Origin of the sequence: Phreatobacter stygius, from assembly GCF_005144885.1 — a bacterium.
GTDB lineage: Bacteria > Pseudomonadota > Alphaproteobacteria > Rhizobiales > Phreatobacteraceae > Phreatobacter > Phreatobacter stygius.
Genome location: NZ_CP039690.1, coordinates 3,669,035 through 3,692,062, shown reverse-complemented (window position 1 = coordinate 3,692,062; position 23,028 = coordinate 3,669,035). Strand labels below are relative to the sequence as shown.

Here is a 23,028-nt window from a genome sequence, read left to right as displayed (position 1 = left end):
CTCCCTTTCGACTATCCCTATTTTGGTGCAGTGCAGCAGATTCGCAAGATTGTGCACTGCACCATCAGCCCTGCCGGCTTTGCATGGCTCGGCTCACCAAGGCTTAACCATCGCGACCGCGGGTACCTGCGCGAAAAGGCGCAACCCAAGCGCTGACGGCGGCCGGGCCGAAGACGGCGGGTCGCGTCAGGCGCCTTGAATGAGCTGCAACCACTCGTCTTCGGAGAGCACCTTCACGCCGAGCTTTTCGGCATCCTTGAGCTTCGAACCGGCGCCCGGGCCGGCAATGACAAAATCGGTCTTCGACGAGACCGAGCCCGAGACCTTGGCACCCAGCCGCTCGGCCCTGGCCTTGGCCTCGTCGCGTGTCATCAGCTCCAGCGATCCGGTGAAGACCACCGTCTTTCCGGCGACCGGCGTTTCCTTCGACACGGCCTCGGCCGCCTCGATCGTCACCTGCTCCAGCAAGGCGGCGACCGCCTTGGCATTGTGGTCTTCTTCGAAGAACTCGATGAGCGAATTGGTCGCCACCGTGCCCATCTCGCCGTCGGCGGCCAGCAGCCCATAGGCCTCGGTCGGCCGTTGCGCAGCCGCAGCCTTCAGCGCCGCCATCACGGCGTCCTCGTCGCCATAGCGCTCGATCAGGGCCGCCCGCTGGGCCTTGCCCAGGCGCCCCAATATCGTCGCCCGGTCCAGCTCGGAGCGGTCCGCGGCCTCGTGCGCCGCGGCCTCGACGACGCGCTCCAGCGTCACCGGACCGATGCCGGGAAAGCCCGACAGCTGGAACCAGGCTTCGCCGGGCCGCCCCTTGGCGGCCGCATCGATCGCCGGCAGCAGGGTCTTGATGTCAGGGAAACGCCGGGCCAGGGCCTTGGCCGTGGTTTCGCCGATATGACGGATGCCAAGACCGAAAATGAACCGGCTGAGCGTGATCGACCGCCGCGCCTCGATGGCGCCGAGCAGGTTCTTGATCGCCTTGTCCTCGTCCTGATCGGCCTTCTTGGCGGCCTGGCGCCTGGGCGGTTCCTTGCCGAGCGCGGCATAACGCTCATTGCTCACCTGGATCCGGCGCCGCTCGATAGCCTCCTTCACCTCGTCGAACTTGAGCGTGAACAGGTCCGCCGGCGCCTTGATCAGACCGGCCTGGAACAGCGTCTGAATATAGATGTCGCCAAAGCCTTCGATGTCGAAGGCCAGGCGCGACACGAAGTGCCTGAGCCGCTCGACGCTCTGGGCCGGGCAGATCAGGCCGCCGGTGCAGCGGCGGACCGATTCACCCTCGTCGCGCGCCGCGTGGCTGCCGCAGGCGGGGCAAATCTGCGGAAACGAATAGGGCACCGCCGTCTTGGGCCGCTGCTCCAGCACGACGTCGATGATCTGCGGAATGACATCGCCGGCGCGCTGGATGGTCACCGTGTCGCCAATCCGGATGTCGACGCCGTCGCGGATCGGGCTGCCGTCGCTGCCGATCGCCTTGATGTAGTCCTCGTTGTGCAGCGTCGCGTTGGACACCACCACGCCACCAACCGTCACCGGCCGCAGCTTGGCGACCGGCGTCAGAGCCCCGGTGCGGCCGACCTGAATGTCGATGCCTTCCAGGACCGTCGTCGCCTTCTCGGCGGCGAATTTATGCGCGATCGCCCAGCGCGGCGAGCGCGACACGAAACCGAGGCGCTCCTGCAAGGCGAGGCTGTCGACCTTGTAGACGACACCGTCAATGTCATAACCGAGGCTCGCGCGCTTCGCCTCGATCATCCGGTAATGAGCCAGGAGATCCTCGGCGCTCCGGCAGACCACGGTCAGCGGATTGACCGGAAAACCGAGGTCCTTGAACCAGTCGACCATGCCGGACTGGCTGTCGCGCGGCAAAGGCGGGGTGATCTCGCCCCAGGTATAGGCAAAGAAGCGCAGCGGCCGCGAGGCGGTGATCTTGGCGTCGAGCTGGCGCAGCGATCCCGCCGCCGCATTGCGCGGATTGGCGAAGGGCGCCAGCCCGCGCTCTTCCTGGCGGGCGTTGATGGCGCGGAAGTCCTCGTGGCTGAGATAGACCTCGCCGCGCACCTCCAGCACCTCGGGTGCGCCTGTCAGCGCCTGGGGCAGGCCCTCTATGGTGCGGACATTGGCGGTGACATCCTCGCCGACGGCGCCGTCGCCACGGGTCGCGGCGACACTCAAAAGGCCGTTCTCATAGCGCAGCGAGCAGGACAGGCCGTCGATCTTCGGTTCGGCGGTCATGGCCACCGGCGCGTCCGCGGCAAGGCCGAGGAAGCGCCTGACCCGTCCGACGAAATCGAACACCTCGTCATCGGCGAAAGCGTTCGACAGCGACAACATGGGTACGGCATGGCGCACCTTGGCGAATTTCGACGACGGCGCCGTACCGACCTTGCGGGTCAGGCTGTCATCGGTCTTCAGCTCGGGAAACCGGTTTTCCAGGGCCTCGTAGCGGCGGCGCAGCGCGTCGTAATCGGCGTCGCTGAGATCCGGCGCATCATCCTGGAAATAGAGCCGGTCGGCCTCGGCGATCCGTTCGCCGAGCGCGGCATGTTCGGCGGCGGCCTCGGCGGGCTCGAAGGCGTCGATGGGCTTCATATTTTTCGCGGACATGATCGAAACCAGGATTCGGGACCGGCCGATCATAAGGGGCCGGCGGGCGGCGGGCGAGCGGCGTCAGCTCAATCCAGGATACCAAGATTCATGCCTTGCGCCCTGCCCTCGGCAATCACGCTGGCGCGGTCCGGCCACCACATCGAGACGATGCCGCGAACGCCATGGCGGGCGAGCGCCGCCGGGCTCGCCGCCCATTCGTCGGCACCGTCGCGAGACCCCCTGAGCGGCGGTTGGTCATAGGTGATCGCGCCATTGACGCCGATCTCGCGAAAGAACCCTTCGGTCTGGGCCAGCAGTTCGCGCTCCTCGCCGCCACCGCCGAACAGACCGCCAAAGGCCGCCGGCGCGATGCCGCCGTGGAAGACCACGAGGGAGCGCGGGGCGACCACTTTGCGGCGCGCCGCGGTGAACAGGAAATTGGCGCAGGAGGAGACGCATTGGCGCTGCACGACCAGCGTCAGGCCGCGCGCGCGGATGGCCCGCGCCAAACGCAGCGAGACGGTCACCTCGCCACCATTGGAGGTGATCACCATGGTCGCGATCGACCGGTCGGCCGCAAGCAGCGCCATGGCGCGCTCGGCACTGGCACGGGTGATCTCGCCGGAAAAGCACAAGGTCGAACCGGCCGCGCGCACTGCAACGCCGGCACTGGTGGCGCATTGGCCGAGCGGATCGGCCCCCTGAGCCCAGGCCGGGCCCTGCGTCGCACCCAGCACGGCCAATGCCGCGCCCAACAGCCGGCCGCGCGCGCGGCACCCCATCAGCCGACCGTCAGCAGCCGCTCGGCCGCCGCCCGTGCCTCGTCGGTAATGGTTTCGCCAGCCAGCATGCGCGCGAGCTCCTCGCGCCGGAGTTCGAAGCCGAGCGGCTTGACGCGGGTCGCGACCCGTTCGCCGGCCGCCTCCTTGGCGATCAGGTAATGCCGTGTCGCCTTGGCGGCAACCTGCGGCGCGTGGGTGACCGAAAGCACCTGGACGCGCAAGGCGAGCCGCGACAGGCGCTGGCCGATGGCGTCCGCCACCGCGCCGCCGACACCGGTATCGATTTCGTCGAAGACCAGCGTTGGCGCCGACCCCTGGTCGGCCAGCACGACTTTCAGCGCCAGCATGAAACGCGACAGTTCGCCGCCCGAAGCCACCTTCATCATCGGCCCGGGACGGGTGCCCGGATTGGTCTGAACCCAGAATTCAGCCCGGTCGATCCCCTCGGGACCTTCGCCGTCATGGTTCATCTCGGTGATGAAGCGGGCGCGATCGAGCTTCAGCGGACCGAGTTCGCCATTGACGGCATTGTCCAGCCTGATCGCGGTCGCCTTGCGCTTGGCCGACAGCGCCTCGGCGGCCTTGCGGTAGGCGGCTTCGCCTTCGCGCGCGGCCTTCTCCAGCGCCACCAGATGGCCTTCGCCGGCATCCAGCGCCGCGACATCGGCCTGATAGCGCTCGGCAAGCGCGGCAAGGCCATCGACCGGCACGGCATATTTGCGCGAGACGGCGCGCAACGCGAACAACCGCTCCTCGATGCGCTCCAGTTCACGCGGGTCGAAGTCGGCCTCTCGCTGGGCCGCCTCGACCGCCGAGCGAGCATCCTCGATCCGGTCCAGCGCCTCACCGAAGGCCCTGACGATCGGCTCGATCATGGCGGGAGCCTGCTGGGCCCGCCGCTCGAGCCGGCGCCAGGCCGCGGCAAGCGAGGGAACCGCCGAACCCGGGCCAGCCAGCACATCGGCGGCGTCGGCCAGGTCGGACGCAATCTTTTCCCACTGCATCATCGCCTGCCGGCGTTCGGCAAGCTGGGTCTCCTCGCCGGTCTCCGGCTTGAGCTTGGTCAGTTCGTCGACCGCATGGCGCAGGAAGTCGCCGTCGGCCCGGGCCTTGGCAAGGCGCGCCTGGGCCGCCTCGACGGTCCGGCGGGCCTCGCGCCAGCCCTTCCAGGCGGTGCGCACGCCTTCGGCATCGGGCAGCAGGCTGCCATAGGCGTCGACCAGCGCACGATGGGCTTCCGGCTCGACCAGCGCCCGGTCGGCGTGCTGGCCGTGGATCTCGACCAGCGACGCGCCAATGGCGCGCAGCACCTGGACGCTGACCGCCTGATCGTTGACGAAGGCGCGGGTGCGTCCGTCGGCAAGCTGCACGCGGCGCAGAATCAGATCACCATCGGTGTCGATATCGGCGTCGGCCGCGATCCGGCGCGCCGGATGGGCCGCCGGCACGTCGAACACCGCGGTCACCTGGCCCTGGGTCTGGCCGTTGCGGACCAGCGCCGCGTCGCCGCGCGCGCCAAGCGCCAGCGATGTCGCATCGAGCAGGATCGATTTGCCGGCGCCGGTCTCGCCGGTCAGAACCGACAAGCCTTCGGCAAAGGTCAGATCGAGCCTGTCGATCAGGACGATGTCGCGGATCGAAAGCTGGGCAAGCATGAGCGGTCCGCGTTTCCCTGCCGAAACCTTAGGGTCCGAACTCAATAAGGATGGAGCTCACGACGCGAGGATTTTTGGCCGGATGGCAGGAGGCTTGCCGACGCAAGCCTCTCGGCTTGCTCAAGGCAAACCAATTGGTTTGCCGGGGCGAGACGACGTACCAGCCGGCCAAAAGGACCGCGCCGCTTCGCGGTGAGGCGAAAATGGCCGATGGCTGTGCGAAGCCCTTGCCCGATGGAAACATCGGGCTGTGCGCTTCTCCTGGCCCTCGGCCATTTTGGCCTCATCGTGAGCCCATCCTTATTGAGTCCGGACCCTAGGCTACGGCTTAGCGCGAACGGAGCGCGAACGGAAGGGCGTCAGCCGGTGACACGACGGAAGGCGCGGCTGATCCACGAGCCGGTGTCCTCGCGCGGCGCCAGTCCCTGGGTCGCGATCAGCGCGTAACTGTCCTTGTACCACTGGCTGTCGGGGAAATTGTGCCCGAGAACCGCGGCCGCCGTCTGTGCTTCATTGACGATGCCGAGCGACATGTAGCACTCGGTGAGGCGGGCCAGCGCCTCCTCGACGTGGCGGGTGGTCTGGAACTGCGAGACCACGGTGCGGTAGCGGTTGATCGCGCCGGCGAACTGACGGCGCTCCAGATAGTAGCGGCCGACCATCATTTCGCGGCCGGCGAGCTGGTCGCGGGCGACCTCGATCTTGCGGCGGGCGGCGGTGGCATATTCCGACTGCGGCCACTTGCGGGTGACCTCTTCCAGCACGACCAACGCGCGCTCGGTACGGCCCTGGTCGCGGTTGACGTCCGGGATCTGGTCATATTGCGCCGCGCCCATCAGATATTGGGCATAAGCCGCGTCCGACGAGCCCGGATGCAGCTGGATATAGCGGCGCGCCTGGTTGATCGTCTCTTCGTAGTCCTGGGCCTCGTAATAAGAATAGGCCGCCATGACCAGGGCCCGCTTGGCCCATTCCGTATAGGGATGGGTGCGGTCGATCTCCATGAATTTCAGCGCGGCGCGGCGCCAGTCGCGCCGGTTCTGCAGCGCCAGGCCCTCATTGTAGAGCTTCTCGGCCGGCTCGTCCGGCAGATTGGTCGGATCCGGACCGGCGAACAGATTTCCGAACGACGGCGCATTGGCGCAAGCGCCGAGCGGGAAGGTCGCAGCCAGTACCGTCGCCAGCACGAAAGTGCGGCGCGGCAGTCGATCAAACGGACGCTTTACCAAGCTCACGAACCTTCCCCGGTCTTCCCTGCGGCCCCCACAGCCCGGCAAGGCTCATACCTCAAATTAAACAGCGGGGCCACTGCCCCGCCGCAAGCTTCTGATCATGGGGTTGAGGCCAGATTGCGGCGCGCCGACGCTCAGTTGGCGTCGGGCCCATAGGCCGGCATCGCGACACCGAGATCGGCATGGCCGCGCTCGCGCCGAACCACCGATTCGACCATCTCATAAGCGCTCGGATCGGCGAACAATGTCTGCAACAGTGCGACGTTCATGCGGTGACCGCCACGATAGGAGCGGAAGCGACCGATGATCGGGGCACCGGCGAGCGACAGGTCGCCGATCGCGTCGAGCAGCTTGTGGCGGACGAATTCGTCGCGGAAGCGCAAGCCTTCCGGATTGAGGATGCGGTCGTCGCCGACCACGATGGTGTTCTCCAGCGAAGCACCGAGCGCCCGATTCGCGGCCCACAGCTTGGAGACATCCTGCATGAAGCCGAAGGTGCGCGCCCGGGCGATGTCGCGCCGGAACACGGTCGGATCGATATCGACGCCATAGACCTGGCGGCCGACCAGCGGATTGGCGAAGTCGATCTCGACTTCCATCCGCATGCCGCGGTCATGCGGGTGCAGCTCGACCACGCCGCGGTCGGTCTCGACCACCACGGTCTTGAGGATCTTGATGGCGCGGCGCGAAGCCGGCAATGTCGCCAGGCCAACCTGGTCGATCGCCGCGACGAAGGGACCGGCCGAGCCGTCCAGGATCGGCATTTCCGGACCGTCGACCTCGACGACACAATTGTCGACACCGAGGCCGGCGAACGCCGCCATCAGGTGCTCGACGGTGGCCACGCCACCACGCTCGGGATGGCCAATGACCGTCGACAGGTCAGCGGAGGAGACGTTGCGGAAAACGGCTGGAAGTTCGAGATGATCCTGGTCGGAACGAAGGAAGGCGATGCCGGTACCAGCCTCGGCCGGATGCAGGGTTACCGAAACCGCAGCACCGGAATGGACACCGATTCCATCAAGTTGGACTTGCTCGCGAAGCGTTGTCTGCCGTGCAGTCTTCATTTCGACCGTCTCTAGCCACCCGCACAGGCGGACCAATTGATCCACTTGCAAACGGGGTGGCCCCCTTCATGACCCCTCGAACCTGGTGTCCAAATCCCCATTGGCGGGCTTCGGAGGTTTCGCGGCGAATCAGAATCGCTACGGTGATTCATCACAGGCTCGAACGGGCCGGACCATAAACAGCGCCCCCAGGGGTGCCAAGTCACGGTTTGTGTCCGACTGTTACCAAATTTCGGTCGCATTCTCGCGAGTCCGTTAACACTATAAAAAGCGTGACTTAACAAAAGCTTACCCGGGCACTGGGGCCCGGGTAAGTTGATCGTCTGCAAGATTTCGTAACAATTCGGGTTGTGGATAGCGCTCAGTTCGCCTGACGCCGCAGGAAGGCCGGAATATCCAGGTGGTCCTCCTCGGCACGCGCCTGCGGCGCGGCCGGGCGGCCGTGGATATCGAGACCCGCCGGCTCGCGGCGGATCTGCGGTGCGGGCGCGGCCGGGCGCTGGGCCTGCGGAGCCGGACGCGCCGGCGCCAGCGGCGGGGCCATGCGCGGCTGGGGCGCCGCCGGGGCCTCATGCTCGTCGGCGCGGCGGGTGAAGCCGATCGCGGCGAGCTTGTCCATCAGCGACGTGCGCTTGCGCTCCACCGGATTGTCGGCCGGAGGTGCCGCCGCGGCGGCCTGAGCGGCGCGGACCTGCTGCTGGCCCGGCCGCGGCAGTTCATCGACGCTCGGCATGCGCACGGCGCGCATCGGCTTCTCGGCCGCCGGCGGGATGAAATCGCGGGCCGGCATCGGCTCGTCGCGCGGCGGCAGGCGCGGCGCGTCGAGTTCGACCGGCGCTTCGCGGAACAGCGAAGGCTTGGCCGGCACCGGCTGCAACGTCACCTCGCTTGCGGTGATCACCGGCTGCGGCGGGGCGACCGGCGCCTCCATGACCGGCGCGTGACGCAGCTGCGTCTCGACCGGCTGGGGCTCCTGCATCGAGCGGGTCTCGATGACCGGGGCTTGCGCCGGCGCCATCGAGGCGAGCTTCTGGGTGTTCTGCTTCAGCTTGGCGGTCAGCTCGGCAATGGTCGAGCCGCCGACGTTCTGGTTGGGGATATGATCGATGCCGGTGGCCACCACCGAGACCCGGATCGTCCCGTCCAGCGCCGCGTCGAAAGTGGCGCCCAGGATGATATTGGCCTCCGGATCGACTTCCTCGCGGATGCGGGTCGCCGCTTCGTCGACCTCGAACAGGGTCAGGTCGTTGCCGCCGGTGATCGAGATCAGCAGGCCGCGCGCGCCGCGCATCGACACGTCGTCGAGCAGCGGATTGGCGATGGCACCCTCGGCCGCCGTGATGGCGCGCCGTTCGCCGGTCGCCTCGCCGGTGCCCATCATCGCCTTGCCCATGTCGCGCATGACGGCGCGCACGTCGGCGAAGTCGAGATTGATCAGGCCTTCCTTGACCATCAGGTCGGTGATGCAGGCGACGCCCGAATAGAGCACCTGATCGGCCATGGCGAAGGCGTCGGTGAAGGTGGTCTTCTCGTTGGCCACCCGGAACAGGTTCTGGTTCGGGATGACGATCAGGGTGTCGACCGACTTCTGCAGCTCGATGATGCCGGATTCGGCCGTCTTCATGCGGCGCACGCCCTCGAAGTGGAAGGGCTTGGTGACCACGCCGACAGTCAGTATGCCAAGCTCGCGGGCGACCCGCGCGATGACCGGTGCCGCACCCGTGCCGGTGCCGCCGCCCATGCCGGCGGTGATGAAGGCCATGTGGGAGCCGGCGAGCTGGTCACGGATCTCGTCCAGCACCTCTTCGGCCGCGGCCGCACCAACTTCCGGGTGCGACCCGGCGCCGAGGCCCGAGGTGACCGCGATGCCCATCTGGATGATGCGATCGGCCTTGGCCGACAGCAGCGCCTGGGCATCGGTATTGGCGACGACGAAGTCACAACCGAGCAGACCGCCCTCGATCATGTTGTTGACGGCGTTGCCGCCGGCGCCGCCCACCCCGAACACGGTGATCCGGGGCTTGAGTTCCCGGATATCGGGCATCTTCAGGTTGATCGTCATCATGAGCCTCGTTCGAATCACTCACGCGACAGCCACGTCGCGTTTCTAACTCAGGTTTCGCGGCCGGTGGCACCCGGTCAGCGATCTTTTTTTCCAGCCAGCATCTCCGCCGGCCGGATCGTTCAAAAACTGTCCCGTATCCACTTACCGACGCGCGAGAAGTAGCCGTCCGTACCGGTCGCGGCGAAGAAGCGCCGCTGCGGTTCGAAATGCTCGATTCCCGCGATCTGCGGATAGACGGTAAGGCCGACCGCGGCGGCAAAGGGCGGGCCCTTGGCGCTGTCGGGAAGTCCGGTAATGCCGACCGGGCGGGCAACCCGCACCTGACGGCCGAGAACCTGGGCGGCGAGATCGGCCAGACCCGGCAATTGCGAGCCGCCGCCGGTGAGCACGATGCGCCGGCCGGCCTCCGCCGCGGCGCCCGAGGCGGTCAGCCGGTCGCGCACCATCTCCAGAATCTCGTCGACGCGCGGACGGATGATGCGAATGACCTGGGCACGGGTGACCTGATTCGGCAGGTCGCGCTCGTCCTCGGAAATCAAGGGCACGTTGATGATGTCGCGCTCGTCCGACTTGGCGGCGAAGCAGGCACCGTTCAGCACCTTGATCCGCTCGGCGTCGCTGAGCCGGGCCGACAGCCCGCGGGCGATGTCCATGGTGACGTGATGCGAGCCGATGGCGACCGCGTCGGCATGGACGAAATGGCTGCCGGCGAAGACCGCCAGCGTCGTCGTGCCCGCGCCCATGTCGATGCACACCGTGCCGAGCTCGGCCTCGTCATCGGTCAGCACCGACAGGCCGGACGCGAAGGGGGCCGCGACCATGGCCTCGACGGTCAGGTGGCAGCGCTCGACGCAAAGCATCAGGTTGCGCGCCGAAGCGACGTCGCAGGTCGCGACATGCATGTCGACGCCGAGGCCCGAGCCGAGCATGCCGCGCGGATCCTTGATGCCGCGGGTATCGTCGAGCCGGAAGCCGATCGGCATGGAATGCAGCACGGCGCGGCCCTGGCGAACCGAATGGTCGGAGGCGGCCTCCAGCACCCGGTGCAGGTCGTGGTCCTGCACGCGCGGCGCCGCGCAGGTGACCCGCGCCTCATATTGCTCGGAGCCGATGCGACCGGCCGAGACGGTGACGATGACACGGTCGACCTGGACCTCGGCCATTCGTTCAGCGGCATCGACCGCCTGGCGGATCGAGGCTTCGGCCTTGGCCATGTCGGCGACGCTGCCGGATTTCATGCCGCGGGCACGGGTATGCCCGATGCCGAGCACCTCGGCCTTGTGGGTGCGGTTCGGCAGGATGTCCGAACCCTCGCGCGGCCGGAGCCGGGCGATCATGCAGACGATCTTCGAGGTGCCGATATCGAGCACGCAGAGAATAGCCGAACGACGCGGCGAGATCGGCCGCATCTTCGGGGTCAGGCCATATTTGAACGGGGAGGTCATGTGGCTGTCCCCGTCCGGCGGCGGGCGCGCTGGCGCTCCTTCAGGGCCGCCTCATGGGCGCGGAAAGCCTCCTCCGACAGGCGCACCGTGACACGGCCGGGAACGCGCAGGTCGATCATCGAGACGTCGCGGGTCATCAGTTTCTTCTCGGCGTCGAGGCGCGTAAGCGTCGCGAGCGCCTGATCGACATCGGTGTCGGGCAGGCGAACGTCGATGCCGTTCTTCAACACCAGGGTCCAGCGCCGCTCGGCGACCAGCACGGCGGCACGGACGTTCGAGGCGATCGCCGGCCGGCCGTTCATCAGCCCGACGATCTCGCGCACGCGCTTTTCGGCGCCGCGCCCGACGACCAGCGGCAGATGCTGGAACCGGCTGTCGAGCTGGTCGACGATCACAGTGCCGTCGCCGGCGATAACCGCGATCTTGCCGTCGCGCTGCCACAGCGCGAAGGCTTCGCGTTCGACGATTTCGACCAGCAACTGATCGGGATAGAGCTTCTGCACTGTGGCTTCCGCGATCCAGGGGTTGGCCGTCAGGCGGGTGCGCGCCGCGGCCGGATCGAAGAACAGAACGGAGGTGGTCGGGCTGATGCCGGCGGCCTCGAGGATTTCCGGTTGGCTCAGTTTGGTATTGCCGGTGAGGCGCACGGCCCGCACCTGCAGGCCGGTGGCATTGGCCATCTCGTCGCCGAAGGCGAGCATGGCACCGTTGAGCGCCGGCCAGTGACCGCCGCGCTGGACGCCGTAAAGGCCGGTCGCCGCCAAGAGCAGCGCGGTGGCATAGGCACCGGCATGACGCGGGATATGCAGATTGGCGATGCGGACCGAAAGGCGGCGCAGCCAGAAATCCCAGGCGCTCGGACGCGCATAGGGCTCGGCCGAAGCCGCCTGCTGTGCCGCCATGCTGCGGCGATGGCGGGCGAGCAGGCTGCGATGCGCAAGCAGAAGCGCGTCCGCACCGACCCTATCGAGTCGTGCGATCAGCGATCTAGCGAAGCGTCCAACACCATCCATTCGACCAGCTCTGCGAACGAAATGCCTTCGTGAGCGGCCATGTCAGGGACGAGCGAAGTCCCGGTCATCCCGGGCTGCGTGTTGACTTCGAGACAGACGAGATCCCCGGTTCCACCGGGCGTGTCATCGTATCTGAAGTCCGCACGGCTGACCCCTTTACAGCCGAGCGCATGATGCGCTGCGAGGGACAGTCTTTGGACCTCAGAGTAAATATTTGGTTTAAGCGGCGCAGGAATCAGGTGCCTCGACCCCCCGGGCGCATATTTCGCCTCATAGTCGTAGAACCGGTTGTCCTGTACGATCTCGATCACCGCCAGCGCCCGGTCGCCCATGACGGCGCAGGTCAGCTCGCGGCCGGCGATGAAAGGCTCGACCAGCACGGTTTCATCGAGCCCCCATTCGGCCGAATTCAGCTCCTGCGGCGGATGCTCGTGCTCGGCGGTGACGATGAACACGCCGATGGAAGAGCCCTCGGCATTGGGTTTCACGACATAAGGCCGGGCAATCAGGTGCTCGCGCGCCGCTTCCAGGCGATGGACGCGCAAGCCTCCCGGCACGGCGATGCCGGACGCCGACAGGACCCGCTTGGCCATGGCCTTGTCCATGGCGAGCGCCGACGACATGACGCCGGAATGGCTGTAGGGGATGCGCATCACCTCGAGGATCGCCGAGAGCGTTCCGTCTTCGCCGGGCCTGCCATGCGTGACGTTGAGGACCACATCCGGCTTCAGATCGGCCAGGCGCAGCGCAATATCGCGGCCGACATCGATTCGCGTGACCGGATAGCCAACTGATTCGAGCGCATCGGCACAGGCCTTGCCGGACCTGAGCGACACCTCACGCTCGGCGGACCAGCCGCCCATCAGGACCGCGACGTGAGGTTTGGTCATGCTCTTGATCCTCGCTGATCGGTCGGCCGTCGGGACGGCGACCTGGTCGTTGTCCAATGCCGCTACTCGGCCGGCGCGCCGAGGCCGACCCGCTTGATTTCCCAATGCAGTTCGATGCCGCTCGTGTCCCTGACACGCTGGCGGACCGCCTCGCCCAAGGCCTCGATATCGGCGGAAGTGGCCTCCGGCGCGGCGATCAGGAAATTGGTGTGCAGTTCGGAAACCTGGGCACCGCCGACCCTGAAGCCGCGGCAACCGGCCTGGTCGACCAGCTTCCAGGCGGAATGACCGTCGGGATTGCGGAAGGTCGAGCCGCCGGTGCGGGTATTGACCGGCTGGGTGGCCGAGCGCTGCCGGGTGATCTCGTCCATGGCGGCGAGCAGGACGGGCGGCTCGCCGGCCGATCCCCGGAACAGGGCCGAGACGAAGATGGCGTCGTCGGGCGCGGCGCAGCGGCGATAGCCGAAACCCATGGCGGCATGGTCGAAGGTCTGGGTCGTGCCGGAACGCAGGATGGCGCGCGCCTCGACCAGGATATCGGTCACCTCGCCGCCATAGGCGCCGCCGTTCATCCGGAGCGCCCCGCCGATGGCGCCCGGGATGCCGCGCAGGAAGGCGAAGCCGGCAATGCCGGCCTCGGCCGCCGCGCGCGCAACCTTGACGTCAGGCGCAGCCGCACCTGCACGTATGAGGTGGCCCGGCAACAGTTCGATTTCGCCGAATGATTTTCCGAGTTTGATAACGACACCGGGCACGCCGCCGTCGCGGACCAGCAGGTTCGAGCCGAGACCGACGACCATCACCGGCCAGTCGAGCGGGATGTGGCGAAGAAATTGCACCAGATCCAGCTCGCCCGCCGGCTCGAACAGCAGCTGCGCCGGCCCGCCGGTGCGGAACCAGGAGAACGGCTTCATCGAGGCATTGGCGGTGACCTGGCCCTGCAGGCCGGGCACCAGCGCGCGAACGATCGGGGTCAGGTCCTCGAAAGCCATCCGGTCACCCGGAGCTGGCGAGCTTGGCGAGCTCGCCCGGCAGGGCATAGGCCCATTGGGTGATGTTGCCGGCGCCGAGACAGATGACGTAGTCGCCGGGCTTGGCGAGGCCGGCGACAATGCCGGCGAGCTGATGGGCGCCGTCGAGCGCGACGACCGATTTGTGGCCGCGCGTCTTCAGGCCCGACACGAGGTCATCACGCGAGGCGCCGGGGATCGGTTGCTCACCCGCGGCATAGACATCGGCGACAATGACCGTATCGGCATCGTTGAAGCAGGTGCAGAACTCGTTGAACAGCGAGGCGAGCCGGGTGTAGCGATGCGGCTGGACCACCGCGATGACGTGGGTGTCGGTGGAGGCACGCGCCGCCTTGAGCACTGCGGCGATCTCCACCGGGTGGTGGCCGTAATCGTCGAAGATGGTCGCGCCGTTCCATTCGCCGGTGCGCGTGAAGCGTCGCTTGACGCCGCCGAAGCCGGCCAGCGCCTTGCGGATCTGCGGCCCGGCCATGCCGAGCTCCCGGGCCACCGCGATCGCCGACGTGGCGTTCAGCGCATTGTGCTTGCCCGGCATGGGCAGCACGAGATCGTCGATCTCGTCGACGACCGCGCCGGCGCGATCACGGAACTGCACCTTGAAGCGGCAGCGGCCGCCGGTCAGGTCGATGTCGATGATGCGCACGTCGGCCTGCGGGTTCTCGCCATAGGTGATGACGCGCCGGTCGGCGATCGAGCCGACCATGTCCTGGACCACCGGATGGTCGATGCACATGACCGCGAAGCCGTAGAACGGGATGTTCTCGACGAAGGCGCGGAAGGCCGCCTTCACGGCGTCGAAATCGCCGTAGTGGTCGAGGTGTTCCGGGTCGATATTGGTGACGATGGCGACATCGGCCGGCAGTTTCAGGAACGAACCGTCGGATTCGTCGGCCTCGACCACCATCCAATTGCCGGCACCGAGGCGGGCATTGGTGCCGAGCGCGTTGATGATGCCGCCATTGACGATGGTCGGATCGAAGCCGCCGGCATCGAGCAAGGTCGAGACCATCGAGGTGGTGGTGGTCTTGCCATGGGTGCCGGCGATGGCGACGCAGGACTTGAGCCGCATCAGCTCGGCCAGCATCTCGGCCCGGCGGACCACCGGAATGCGCCTTTCGCGGGCGGCTACCAGCTCGGGATTGTCCTTCCTGATGGCGGTCGAGACCACCACGACCTCGGCCTCGCCGAGATTTTCGGTGGCATGGCCGATCGATACGACGGCGCCGCGATCCTTCAATCGCTTGATCGTATAGCCCTCGGCGGCGTCCGAGCCCTGGACCTTGTAGCCGAGATTGAGCAGCACTTCGGCGATGCCGGACATGCCGATGCCGCCAATGCCGATGAAGTGGATGGGTCCGATGTCGCGGGGAAGTTTCATGAGGCAGGTCCTGCCGGGGTAATTCCGGCGGTTTTAAGAACAAGGTCGGCCAGACGGTCGGCCGCATCGGCATGGCCCTGCGCTTTTGCCGCCGCGGCGGCGGCGATCAGCGGCGAGGGATCGGCCATGAGCCTGGTCAATTCGCCGGCGAGCCAGTCGGGGGTGAAATCGGCCTGCCGGACAACGGTTGCGGCCATGGCGGAGGCCAGTGTCGCGGCATTCATCAACTGGTCCTGGTCGAGCGCATGGGGCAAGGGCACCAGGATCGAGGGGCGGCCGATGACCGCCAGTTCGGCGACCGTCGAGGCGCCGGAGCGGGCAACGACAAGATGTGATCTGGCCAGCCAGCCCGGCAGGTCGACGAAGAAAGGCGCCACCTCGGCATCGATGCCGAGGCGCTGATAGGCCGCCTTGACGTTCGCCTCGTCCTCGCCGCGCGCCTGTTGCACGACCAGCAGCCTGTCACGCTCGGCCGGACCGAGCTTTTCCAGCGCCGGCGGCAAGATCTCGCTCATCACCCGGGCGCCCTGGCTGCCGCCGAAGACGCAGAGCCGGAACGGACCGCCGGCAACCGGCGGATCGTATGGCAAGGCGGCGGCGGTTATGACCATGGGGCGCACCGGATTGCCGGTGAAGGTCGCCTTGGCACGCAAGGCGGGGTCCTTGTCGAGCACGCCAGGAAAGCTGGTGGCGATGGCGGTCGCCTTACCGCTCAACTGGCGGTTCGCCCGGCCCATCACGGCATTCTGGTCATGGATGATGGTGGGGACACCGAGCTGGGCCGCGGCGAACATCGGCGGCAAGGTCGGATAGCCGCCGAAGCCGACCACCGCCTTCGGCCTCAGCACCCGGATCACCTTGCGGGCGTGCAGATAGCCGCGCCCGAGCGTCAGCGCGGTTTTTGCCAAGGCCAGGGGGTTCTTCGAGGTGACCGTCGCCGATGCGATGATATGGGTGGCGCGCGCCGGGAAGGCGCTGCCATATTTCTCGGCGCGTTCGTCGGTGACGAGATCGACCAGGCAGCCGCGCGCTTGAAGCGCGACGCTGAGCGCCTCGGCGGGAAACAGGTGGCCGCCGGTTCCGCCGGCGCAGACCAGCACGAGGGGTTGGCTCATCTCAGGCCCTGGCTTGGTAATGGCTCAATTCGGCCAGCGTTTCGGCCCTCGGCCGGCGGCGTGTCAAGGCGATCAGCATGCCCATGCCGAAGGCGAGCGCGATCAGCGACGAACCGCCGTAGGAAACGAAAGGCAAGGTCATGCCCTTGGGCGGGATCAGATGCAGGTTGACCATCAGATTGATGCAGCTCTGCAGGCCGAACAGCATGGCAAGGCCTGCCACCGCGAAGCGGCAGAACGGGTCCTCGTCTTTGTAGGCATGATTGAGCGAGCGCAGCACGATGAAGGCGAACAGGGCGACGATGACCAGGCACAGGATCACCCCGAACTCTTCGGCCGCCACCGCGAAGATGAAGTCGGTATGGCTGTCCGGGATGATCCGCTTGACCGTGCCCTCGCCCGGTCCCTTGCCGAACCAGCCGCCTTGCTGGAAGGCATCGATGGCGACATCGACCTGGAAGGTGTCGGCGGTGCCGGGTTCGAGGAACTTGTCGACGCGGCGCCGGACGTGGCCAAAGGTGTAATAGGCGCCGATCAGGCCGGCTGCGCCGACACCGGCAAGGCCGAAGACCCAGAGCCAGCGCATGCCGGCCATGAAGAACAGGGCGGCCCAGACGACGGTGATCAGGGTGGTCTGGCCGACGTCGGGCTGCATCACCAGCGGCGTCACGGTGGCCATGAGCAAGAGGATGGCCAGGATATTGGCCGGCATTTCCGGACGCTTGGCGCTTTCGGCGAACAACCACGCGGCCAGGACGACAAAGGCGGGCTTGAGGAATTCCGAGGGCTGCAGGCCAATGCCTGCAAGGTTCAGCCAACGCCGCGCGCCCTTGATCTCGGTGCCGATGAACAGGGTCGCGACGACCATGATCAAGGCGCCGATGAAAGCAACGAAGGCGAGCCGCCGGATCCAGCGCGGCGGCAGGAACGAGGTCACAATCAGCACGATGGTCGCCGGGATCAGGAAGAAGACCTGCCGGTTGACGAAATGAAACGTATCGAGGCCGATGCGATGGGCCACCGCCGGCGACGCGGCAAGCGACAGCACGATGCCCGTCAGCATCAGGCCGAACAGGGCGGACAGCAGCAGCCGGTCGACGGTCCACCACCATTCGCCGAAGGCCGTGCGTTCAGCGCGGGAGATCATGCGTGTTCTCCATCGAACCCATGCGTCGTCATCCGGCAAAGCCGGCTCTTTGCAGCGAGATTAAGGGGTGCACCTCAACGGCTCGTTAACCCTAGAGCGCTTCCTGCCCGGCTTGGCCGAATGTTTCAGGCGTCCGGGCCGATCGGCTCGAGCCCGGGCAAGGCCAGGACCAGATCGCGGAAAGCCTTGCCGCGGATTTCGAAATTGGGGAACTGGTCGTAGCTGGCGCAGGCCGGCGACAGCAGCACGACCGGATCCGGCGCGCCGTCGGCGGCGGCATCGGCAGCGGCCATGGCGACCGCCTGGTCGAGCGTGCCGGCTATGACGTGGGGGCTGGAGCCGAGCGTCGCCGCAAATTCCTCGGCGGCCGCCCCGATCAGGTAGGTCTTGGCGATACGCGGGAAATAGCGGGCGAGCGGGGTTATGCCGCCCTCTTTCGGTTTGCCGCCGGCGATCCAGTAGATGCGGGAGAAGGCCGCCAGCGCCTTCTCGGTCGAATCGGCATTGGTCGCCTTGGAATCATTGACGAACAGCACCTTGCCGATGCGGCCGACCTGTTCCAGCCGATGGGCGAGGCCGGGAAAACTCCGCATCGCCGCGACGATCGCCTCGGGCGACAGGCCGAGCGCCTCGCAGGCGGCATAGGCCGCCATGGCGTTCTGGGCATTGTGTGAACCGCGCAGCGACCCGACGCCGGCGATCGAGAAACGGAAGACCGCCGCACCGGCCTTGATCCGCACGATGTCGGCGCCGTCGAGGCAGAGCCCGTCCGAAACCGGATTGCGGATCGACAGGCGGACGACCCGCCGGCCGGCGCGCTCGGCGCGATCGGCCATGGCCTGGCAGTGCTTGTCGTCGATGCCGATCACCGCGGTGCCATCGGCCGGCACGCCGGCGATCAGCCGCTCCTTCACCGCCGCATAGCCGTCGAGCGTGCCGTGACGGTCCAGGTGGTCGGGGGTGACGTTGAGGCAGATTCCGACGCTCGGATCGATCGACGGGGTCAGGTCGATCTGAAACGACGAGCATTCGATGACATGGGTCCGGCCGGTGCCCGGCGGCTCCAGCGACAGGATGGCGGTGCCAATATTGCCGCCCATCTGCGCGTCGTGGCCGGATTTCGCCAGGATGTGGCTGATCAGCGCCGTGGTGGTCGACTTGCCATTGGTGCCGGTAATGGCGACGAAGCCGGCAGCGGGAGCATGGGCGTCACGCTCGCGGCAGAACAATTCGATGTCGCCAATGATGGCGACGCCGGCCAGGGCCGCCTTGCCGACCGTCCAATGCGGCGCCGGATGGGTCAGCGGCACGCCGGGCGTCAGCACGAAGGCGGCAAGGCCCGTCCAGTCCAGCGTGTTGAGATCGGCGGTCTCATAGCCGGCAGCCTCGGCCTTGGCGACCGATGCCGGATTGTCGTCCCAGGCCATGACCCGTGCACCGCCCGCCTTCAGCGCGGCGCAGGTGGCGAGCCCCGAGCCGCCGAGTCCGAAGACGGCAACCGTGGCATCCTTGAACAGGCTGACCGGGATCATCCCACTCACCGAAGCTTCAGGGTCGACAGGCCCGCCAGCGCCAGCACGAAGGCGATGATCCAGAAGCGTACGACGACCTGCGGCTCGGACCAGCCCTTCTTCTCGAAATGGTGGTGGATCGGCGCCATCCGGAAGACGCGCTTGCCGGTCAGCTTGAACGAGGCGACCTGGACGATGACCGAGACGGCTTCGAGCACGAACAGGCCGCCGACCACGGCCAGCACGATCTCATGCTTGGTGGCGACCGCAATGGTGCCGATCAGGCCGCCGAGCGCCAGCGATCCGGTATCGCCCATGAAGATCTGTGCCGGTGGCGCGTTGAACCAGAGGAAGCCGAGGCCTGCGCCGATCAGCGCCCCGATCACCACCACGATCTCGCCGGTGCCCGGCACATGGGTGATCTGCAGGTAATTGGCGAAAAAGGCATTGCCCGAGAGATAGGCAATGATGCCGAACGTGCCGCCGGCGATCATCACAGGCACGATGGCCAGCCCGTCGAGGCCGTCGGTCAGGTTCACCGCATTGCCGGAGCCGACGATGACCAAGGCGCCGAAGGCGATCATCAGGAAGCCGATATTGATCGACAGGTCCTTGATGAACGGGAAGAAGATCGAGGTGTTGAGCGGCTCGCGGGTGACGAAGACCACGGCGGTGACGGCCAGGCCGGCAATGACAAATTCGAGCGCCAGGCGGGCGCGCGACGAGAAGCCGGCATGGGTCTGCTTGGTCACCTTAAGATAGTCGTCATAGAAGCCGATGGCGCCGAAGCCGAGCATGACGAACAGCAGGATCCAGACATAGGGGCTGCGGAGATTGGCCCAGAGCAAGGTCGATATGACCAGGCCCGACAGGATCATCAGCCCGCCCATGGTGGGCGTGCCCTTCTTGGCCATGTGGCTTTCCGGGCCGTCGCTGCGGATCGGCTGGCCCTTGCCCTGTTTCAGGCGCAGCAGCTGGATCAGGCCCGGTCCGAACAGAAAGACGAAGATCAGCGCGGTGACGATCGCCCCGCCGGTACGGAAGGTGATGTAGCGAAAGATGTTGAGCGGTCCGAAGACGCTGGTGAATTCGGCGAGGAAAGCGAACATCTCTCGGGTATCTCTCGTATCTCAGGCCGCGCCGAGATGGGCGTCGTCGGTGACCTCGGCGGGAAACTTGGCTTTCAGGGTCTCGACCAGCGGCGCCATGCGGCTGCCGCGCGACCCCTTGACCATGACGATGTCGCCAGACCTGAGCGTGCGGATCACCTCAGACTCCAGTTCGGCGGCGGTCGGGGCATAAGCACCCCGACGGCCGACTGGCAAGGCCTTCCAGAGATTTTCCATCAGCGGTCCCGCGCAGAAGACCAGATCGACATGGGCGTCGGCGAGCGGCCCGACGAGGCCGGCATGCAGGGCCTCGCCCTCGGCGCCGAGCTCCAGCATGTCGCCGAGCACGGCGATGCGGCGGCCCTTCGGGGCCGGCTTGACCGCGCCGAGCACCGCGAAGGCGGCGCGCATCGACACCGGATTGGCGTTGTAGCTCTCGTCCAGAAGCGTGAAGCTGCCATGGGGCAACCGGCGCTGCGAACGCTCGCCGCGGCCCGAGACGGCCCGCATGTCGGAGAGCGCGATCGCGGCGATCGCCAGATCGGCGCCGGCGAGCTTGGCGGCCGCCAGCACGGCCAGCGAATTCATCGCCAGATGCCGGCCGGGCGAGCCCAGCTTATAGGTGACCTCCTGGCCCATGACCCGGGCATGGACGGTCGAGCACTGGGCCGAAAGCGAGACGCGCAGCAGCCGGACGTCGGCCTCTTCGTGCTCGCCGAAAGACAGGATGGTGTCGATGCCGGCGGCCCGGGCGGCGCGCGCCAGCCGGTCGAAGAAGCGGCTGTCGCGCGGCAGCACGGCGGCCCCGCCATGCTCGACGCCGGCGAAGATTTCGGCCTTGGCGTCGACGATCGCCTCGATCGAGCCAAGATTTTCCAGATGCACCGCCTCGATCGTGGTGACCACGGCGACATCCGGCCGGACCATGCGGGTCAGCGGCGTGATCTCGCCGGAATGGTTCATGCCGATCTCGAAGACGCCGAACTGGCTGGTCGCCGGCATGCGGGCGAGCGTCAGCGGCACGCCGATATGGTTGTTGAAGCTCTTCGGCGGGGCATGGGTACGGCCCTCGCGCGCCAGCACATGGGCCAGCGCCTCCTTGCTGGAGGTCTTGCCGACCGACCCGGTGACCGCGACGATGCGCGCCGCGGTGCGCGCACGTGCGGCGATGCCGGCCTTTTCAAGCGCCTTCAACGGATCGGCGACGATCAGGTAACGGCCGGCCGGCGCAGTGGCGGCCCAGTCCTCGGAGACCACGGCGAGAGCGGCGCCCTTGTCGAGCGCGGCGGCGACAAAGCCATGGCCGTCATGGGCGAGGCCCTTGATCGCCACATAGGCTTCGCCCGGTTCGAGGGTCCTGCTGTCGATGGAAATGTCGGTGACGACCTTCGCCGGCGTGCCGACGCTGCGCGCGCCCATGGCGCGGGCCAGCGCCTCGGTGGTCCAGAGCGGATGGCCTTCACTGTTGCTCGGCATGCTCATGCGGCAGACCCTTTCGAGGCGGCTTTCGTCTGAAAATCGCGGATGGCCTTCGCCGCAACCTCATGATCGGAGAAGGGAAGCGTGATGGACCCGACGATCTGGCCGGATTCATGGCCTTTTCCGGCGATCACCAGGAGATCACCCGATTTCAGGTCGCGCACCGCGGTGCGGATCGCTTCGGTCCGGTCGCCGATTTCCTCGGCGCCGGGCGCCGCGGCCAGGATCGCGGCGCGAATGGCGGCCGGGTTCTCGGAGCGCGGATTGTCGTCGGTAACGATGACCCGGTCGGCCCGTTCCACGGCAATACGGCCCATGATCGGCCGCTTTCCGGCGTCGCGATCGCCGCCGCAACCGAACACCACGACGAGGCGGCCGGCGGCAAAGGGGCGGGACGCCTCCAGCACCTTGTCGAGCGCGTCGGGCTTGTGGGCATAGTCGACCACGACCGGCGCGCCGTCCTTGGCGCCGACAAAATCGAGCCGGCCCTTGGCGCCTTCGAGATGTTCGAGCGCGGCGAAAGCCGCCTTGGGCGCAACCCCGCAGCCAATGGCAAGGGCCGCCGCGACCAGGGCGTTGTCGACCTGGAAACTGCCGAGCAGCGGAATGCGGGTGATGAAGCTTTCGCCGAAACCCGCCGCCTCGACGATCTGGCCGGCGCCGTCGATGATTTCCCGGCGAATGACGATGCCACCGGTCTGGTCCTGGCCGGTCCGGCCGATCTCGATCAGCCGCTGGCCTCGCCGCCGCGCGGCTTCGGAGAAAAACTGCCCGTCCGGGCTCGTCATCACCACCGCCGTTCCGTCGGCGGGCAGCAGTTCGGCAAACAGTCTCAGCTTGGCGGCGCGATAGGCCTCGACGGTGAGGTGATAGTCGAGATGGTCGCGCGACAGGTTGGTGAAGGCCGCGGCGGCGATCCTGACGCCGTCGAGGCGGAATTGATCGAGCCCGTGCGACGAGGCCTCGAAGGCAAGATGGGTGACGCCTTCGCCGGCCAGGGTGTCGAGCGTCTCGTGCAGGGTCAGCGGGTCCGGCGTGGTCAGGCCGCCATAGACCTCGCCGGAGGGGCGGACCACGCCGACCGTCCCGATCGAGGCGGCAGCGAAGCCCTGGGCCGCGAAAATCTGGCGCAGGAAGGCCGCGACCGAGGTCTTGCCGGAGGTGCCGGTGACCGCCGCGATGGTCGCCGGCTGGCGCGGATAGAACCGGCTGGCGGCGAGCGCCAGGGCCCGGCGGGCATTGGCGACCCTGGCCACCGGAACGCCGGCAATATCGGACGGCCCGTCCATGCTGTCGGTGACGACAGCCGCGGCCCCGGCCCTGACCGCGGCCTCCGCATAGGCCATGCCGTCGGTTTTCTCGCCCTTCAGGGCAAAAAAAACACTACCGGCCCTGACCGCGCGGCTGTCGGCGGTGAGGCCGGTGACCGGTATGGGCGCCAGGGCGGCTGGGGCATCGTCTTTCAGGAGGGCGGCGAGATCCATGGCGGCATCGGGTGGCGGGAGACTTGGGGCGCGCTC

The 23,028-nt window shown here is 67.2% G+C and carries 17 protein-coding genes; all 17 read right to left on the bottom strand.

Annotated features, from left to right (window positions below):
* Positions 1-186: 186 nt before the first annotated feature.
* The 17 genes from ligA to E8M01_RS17320 all read right to left on the bottom strand — a co-directional run bounded on the left by ligA (position 187) and on the right by E8M01_RS17320 (position 22,992).
* The gene (ligA, locus tag E8M01_RS17400) at positions 187-2,607 is read right to left on the bottom strand and encodes an NAD-dependent DNA ligase LigA (protein WP_136961277.1); all 2,421 of its coding nucleotides are present in this window, start codon (positions 2,605-2,607) and stop codon (positions 187-189) included.
* Between the two features lie 68 nt (positions 2,608-2,675).
* On the bottom strand, positions 2,676-3,371 hold the full coding sequence (locus tag E8M01_RS17395) for a hypothetical protein (protein WP_136961276.1): 696 nt from the start codon (positions 3,369-3,371) through the stop codon (positions 2,676-2,678).
* Positions 3,371-5,026 carry a DNA repair protein RecN gene (gene recN, locus E8M01_RS17390; protein ID WP_136961275.1) on the bottom strand — a complete coding sequence of 552 codons (1,656 nt, stop codon included), beginning with the start codon at positions 5,024-5,026 and terminating at the stop codon, positions 3,371-3,373. Before recN ends, E8M01_RS17395 begins: the two co-directional genes overlap by 1 nt.
* Before the next feature lie 359 nt (positions 5,027-5,385).
* Positions 5,386-6,261: an outer membrane protein assembly factor BamD gene (locus E8M01_RS17385; RefSeq protein WP_136961274.1), complete on the bottom strand. Its 876-nt coding sequence runs from the start codon at positions 6,259-6,261 to the stop codon at positions 5,386-5,388.
* A gap of 131 nt (positions 6,262-6,392) precedes the next feature.
* Positions 6,393-7,325: a UDP-3-O-acyl-N-acetylglucosamine deacetylase gene (gene lpxC, locus E8M01_RS17380; RefSeq protein WP_136961273.1), complete on the bottom strand. Its 933-nt coding sequence runs from the start codon at positions 7,323-7,325 to the stop codon at positions 6,393-6,395.
* A gap of 361 nt (positions 7,326-7,686) precedes the next feature.
* Entirely contained in the window at positions 7,687-9,387 is a 1,701-nt protein-coding gene (gene ftsZ, locus E8M01_RS17375; protein WP_136961272.1) for a cell division protein FtsZ, read from the bottom strand.
* Positions 9,388-9,509: 122 nt separating this feature from the next.
* Positions 9,510-10,835 carry a cell division protein FtsA gene (ftsA, locus tag E8M01_RS17370; protein ID WP_136961271.1) on the bottom strand — a complete coding sequence of 442 codons (1,326 nt, stop codon included), beginning with the start codon at positions 10,833-10,835 and terminating at the stop codon, positions 9,510-9,512.
* Entirely contained in the window at positions 10,832-11,737 is a 906-nt protein-coding gene (locus E8M01_RS17365; RefSeq protein ID WP_170181944.1) for a cell division protein FtsQ/DivIB, read from the bottom strand. Before E8M01_RS17365 ends, ftsA begins: the two co-directional genes overlap by 4 nt.
* 77 nt (positions 11,738-11,814) lie before the next feature.
* The gene (locus tag E8M01_RS17360) at positions 11,815-12,738 is read right to left on the bottom strand and encodes a D-alanine--D-alanine ligase (RefSeq protein ID WP_136961269.1); all 924 of its coding nucleotides are present in this window, start codon (positions 12,736-12,738) and stop codon (positions 11,815-11,817) included.
* Positions 12,739-12,800: 62 nt separating this feature from the next.
* On the bottom strand, positions 12,801-13,730 hold the full coding sequence (gene murB, locus E8M01_RS17355) for a UDP-N-acetylmuramate dehydrogenase (protein ID WP_136961268.1): 930 nt from the start codon (positions 13,728-13,730) through the stop codon (positions 12,801-12,803).
* A gap of 4 nt (positions 13,731-13,734) precedes the next feature.
* Positions 13,735-15,147 carry a UDP-N-acetylmuramate--L-alanine ligase gene (gene murC / locus E8M01_RS17350; protein ID WP_136961267.1) on the bottom strand — a complete coding sequence of 471 codons (1,413 nt, stop codon included), beginning with the start codon at positions 15,145-15,147 and terminating at the stop codon, positions 13,735-13,737.
* Positions 15,144-16,262: an undecaprenyldiphospho-muramoylpentapeptide beta-N-acetylglucosaminyltransferase gene (gene murG, locus E8M01_RS17345; protein WP_136961266.1), complete on the bottom strand. Its 1,119-nt coding sequence runs from the start codon at positions 16,260-16,262 to the stop codon at positions 15,144-15,146. The genes murC and murG overlap by 4 nt, the downstream gene beginning before the upstream one ends.
* A 1-nt stretch (position 16,263) precedes the next feature.
* Positions 16,264-17,409 carry a putative lipid II flippase FtsW gene (gene ftsW, locus E8M01_RS17340; protein WP_136961265.1) on the bottom strand — a complete coding sequence of 382 codons (1,146 nt, stop codon included), beginning with the start codon at positions 17,407-17,409 and terminating at the stop codon, positions 16,264-16,266.
* 125 nt (positions 17,410-17,534) lie between these two features.
* Positions 17,535-18,941 carry a UDP-N-acetylmuramoyl-L-alanine--D-glutamate ligase gene (murD, locus tag E8M01_RS17335; protein WP_136961264.1) on the bottom strand — a complete coding sequence of 469 codons (1,407 nt, stop codon included), beginning with the start codon at positions 18,939-18,941 and terminating at the stop codon, positions 17,535-17,537.
* Positions 18,942-18,946: 5 nt separating this feature from the next.
* A complete protein-coding gene (gene mraY / locus E8M01_RS17330; RefSeq protein WP_136961263.1) occupies positions 18,947-20,029 on the bottom strand; it encodes a phospho-N-acetylmuramoyl-pentapeptide-transferase in 1,083 nt (360 codons plus the stop codon).
* Between the two features lie 21 nt (positions 20,030-20,050).
* Positions 20,051-21,511: a UDP-N-acetylmuramoylalanyl-D-glutamyl-2,6-diaminopimelate--D-alanyl-D-alanine ligase gene (locus E8M01_RS17325; RefSeq protein WP_246088767.1), complete on the bottom strand. Its 1,461-nt coding sequence runs from the start codon at positions 21,509-21,511 to the stop codon at positions 20,051-20,053.
* Positions 21,508-22,992, bottom strand: a complete 1,485-nt coding sequence (locus E8M01_RS17320) for a UDP-N-acetylmuramoyl-L-alanyl-D-glutamate--2,6-diaminopimelate ligase (protein ID WP_136961262.1) — start codon at positions 22,990-22,992, stop codon at positions 21,508-21,510. The genes E8M01_RS17325 and E8M01_RS17320 overlap by 4 nt, the downstream gene beginning before the upstream one ends.
* Positions 22,993-23,028 lie beyond the last annotated feature (36 nt).